The 2,604-nt window shown below is 73.9% G+C and carries 5 protein-coding genes; all 5 read right to left on the bottom strand.

The genetic code is table 11. From position 1 onward, the window contains the following. Nucleotides 1-566, bottom strand: a 566-nt coding sequence (locus V7053_RS18725) for an MBL fold metallo-hydrolase (protein ID WP_334173762.1), incomplete at its 3' end; no start/stop codon positions are given. Between the two features lie 95 nt (nt 567-661). Continuing rightward, the gene (locus V7053_RS18720) at nt 662-1,024 is read right to left on the bottom strand and encodes a DsrE family protein (protein ID WP_334173761.1); all 363 of its coding nucleotides are present in this window, start codon (nt 1,022-1,024) and stop codon (nt 662-664) included. Nucleotides 1,025-1,118: 94 nt separating this feature from the next. Further along, nucleotides 1,119-1,436, bottom strand: coding sequence for a metal-sensitive transcriptional regulator (locus tag V7053_RS18715; protein WP_334173760.1), 318 nt, complete (start codon nt 1,434-1,436; stop codon nt 1,119-1,121). Further along, the gene (locus tag V7053_RS18710) at nt 1,433-1,750 is read right to left on the bottom strand and encodes a rhodanese-like domain-containing protein (RefSeq protein WP_334173759.1); all 318 of its coding nucleotides are present in this window, start codon (nt 1,748-1,750) and stop codon (nt 1,433-1,435) included. Before V7053_RS18710 ends, V7053_RS18715 begins: the two co-directional genes overlap by 4 nt. Before the next feature lie 52 nt (nt 1,751-1,802). After that, a complete protein-coding gene (locus V7053_RS18705) occupies nt 1,803-2,459 on the bottom strand; it encodes a class I SAM-dependent methyltransferase (RefSeq protein ID WP_334173758.1) in 657 nt (218 codons plus the stop codon). Between the last annotated feature and the right edge of the window lie 145 nt (nt 2,460-2,604).

Here is a 2,604-nt window from a genome sequence, read left to right as displayed (position 1 = left end):
GTGGCGGGGCCGGAGGAGCAGAAGGAGCCGAAGCCGTGCGTCGGGTACAGCGCGGCGTCCGCGGCCGCCTCCTTCGCCAGGCGGCGGGCCGAGGCGTACTGGTCGTGCGTCAGGCCCACGGTGTGCCCTGGAGCCACCAGGTCGGTCCGCCCCACCGAGCCGTAGAGCACGCTCCCGCCGGAGAAGACGGCCTGCTCGCCGTCGTGCTCTACGACATAGGAGAGGTGGTGGTGGGTGTGCCCCGGGGTGGCGACTGCCCTGACTGTCAGCTCCCCGACCATCACCGTCTCCCCGTCCGCGATCGGGGTCCGCTCGAACGCGACCTCGTCGGCCGCGTTGACCAGGTAGGCCGCACCGTGCTTCCGGGCGTAGGCCAGGCCGCCCGTGAGGTAGTCGTTGTGCAGGTGGGTCTCGGCGACGTGGGTCACCTCGACTCCGGCGTCCCGCGCGGCTGCCTCCACCCGGTCGATGTCGCGCTGGGCGTCGATCACGAGGCCCACCCGGCCGTCGTGCACGAGATAGCTTCGATCCCCGAGCTGGGGGGTGTCGATGACGATGACGTCCATGATGTTCCTCCGTGAGGATCTGCTGAATCTGGCTTGCGGTCCCCAAGATACCCCCCGGGGTATCTTGGGTCAAATGAACGCCGCCGGGGAGGCGGTCAGATGCGCATGTAGGCCCAGCCGTCCCACTGGCGGCGGGCGAGGTGCCCGACTGCTGCCGGAACGGTGCCGACGCCGGCCGCGAGGTCCCCCTCGTCGATGCCGGCCGAGCGGAGGCTGTTCCCGCAGGCCAGGATGGCGATGCCGGCGGCGCGGAGGTCCTCCAGCTGGGCGGCCGGGCCCTGCGCAGCGGTCAGCAGGGCCACGGCCGGGCCCTGCACGACTATCTCGACGGCTGCGCCCTCGCCGAGGTCGGCTGCGGCGTTGAGCGCAGTGCGCATCGCGGCCGGAAGCCACGCCTCGGGCGCGGGGCCGGTGCCGTGGACGACGAGGCCGGAGCCCGGGGTGGGGTTCTCGTTCATGGGATGTCCTCTTTCCTCTGGCGGCGGTAGGCGCCGCGGGTCCTAACGGGCAGGCCGGCTGGCCGCCTGGCCGGGCGGTCAGGGGGTCAGGCGGTCAGGCGAGGCTGAGGAAGAGCCGCCGCAGCTCATCCATGCCCAGGGCGCCCTCCGAGGCATCGGGGCCGGCGGCGACGCAGTCGCGCATGGCCGAGGAGATGAGCTCGAAGCCGGCCTTGTCCAAGGCGCCGCGGACGGCGGCGAGCTGGGTGATCACGGCGCGGCAGTCCGCCCCGGACTCGAGGGCGTCGACGACGGCTCCGAGCTGGCCGCGGGCGCGCTTGAGCCGGTTGGCCAGCCGGCGCACCTCGAGCGAGGCGGCCGGCTCGGGGGCAGCCTCCCCCCTGGGCGGCAGGGGCGGGGCCGCGGCACTCATCTCAGGCCCTGGGGGCCGAAGTCGACCGGGTGCCCGCTGCGGTACCACTCGGTGATCCCGCCCAGGACGTTCACCGCGTCGAAGCCCTGCCCTGCCAGGAAGGCCGTGGCCTTGGCGCTGCGCCCGCCCGAGGCGCACATGACGTACACCGGCCGACGCGGCGGGAGCTCGCCGAGCGAGGCCTCGAGGCGCGAGAGGGGGACGCTCTTCGCGCCAGGGACGCGGGCCTCGGCGTACTCGTCGTCCTCACGGACGTCGAGGATGGAGGCCTCGCGGCCCAGGGCCGCCAGCTCGTCCACCGAGATGCTGTTCATAAGGGATTCCCTTCCGATGGGGCACCGGGCATTCCGGGGCCGCTGACAGGAATTATACCCTAGGGGGTATCGATTCCGAGTGGAGGGCTTCCTCCCGGACCGGCGGCAGGGGGGCCCGGGCCAGGACGACGCAGTCCAGGGCCGGGCGCAGGCTGCCGGGGACGGGGCGGGGTCGGGTCTCGGCGGAGGCCACCTCCAGCCCGGCGTCCCGCAGCCATGCGGCGACCTGCCCGGGGCTCTGGAGGACCGCCGGGTCCTTCGGGCCCCCGGTGCCGTGCCCGGGATTGGCGGCGTCGTGGGCGACCAGCAGGAGCCGGCCGCCGGGGCGCAGTCCGCGTGCCGCAGAGGCCAGCGCAGCCCGCAGGCCCTCAGCCGGCAGCTGCAGGTAGGCCGCGAGCGCGAGGTCGAGGCGGGCCGGCTCCGGGGCGAAGCAGGTGGCGTCCTCCACCCGCCACTCGATCCGTCCCCCGACGCCCAGGGCCTCGGCCGCGGCCCTGCCGCGCTCCAGCGCCACGGCGGAGAAGTCCACCGCCGTCACCTGCCACCCCCGTTCGGCCAGCCACACGGCATGGCGGCCCTCCCCCGCCCCGAGGTCCAGCGCCCGCCCGGGGGCAAGCCCGTTGAGCTCCTGCGCGACCCAGACGTTCGGTTCGGCACCCCAGACCCCTTCGCTGGCCGCGTAGCGGCGGTCCCAAGCGGCCGCATCCACCGGCATCCTTCCCATCCCTCTGCCCTCCCTGCGCTCCGAGGGGCTGCCGGAGCCGCCCCGCTTGCCGCAATCATACCCCGGGGGGTATCATCTCCCTATGGCAACCATCGACATCACCGAAGAGACCTTCGACGGGACGGTCACG

Origin of the sequence: Sinomonas sp. (genome assembly GCF_036848755.1) — a bacterium.
Classification (GTDB): domain Bacteria; phylum Actinomycetota; class Actinomycetes; order Actinomycetales; family Micrococcaceae; genus Sinomonas.
The sequence above is the reverse complement of the archived record's forward strand: the minus strand, read 5'-3'. Positions and strand labels throughout refer to the sequence as shown.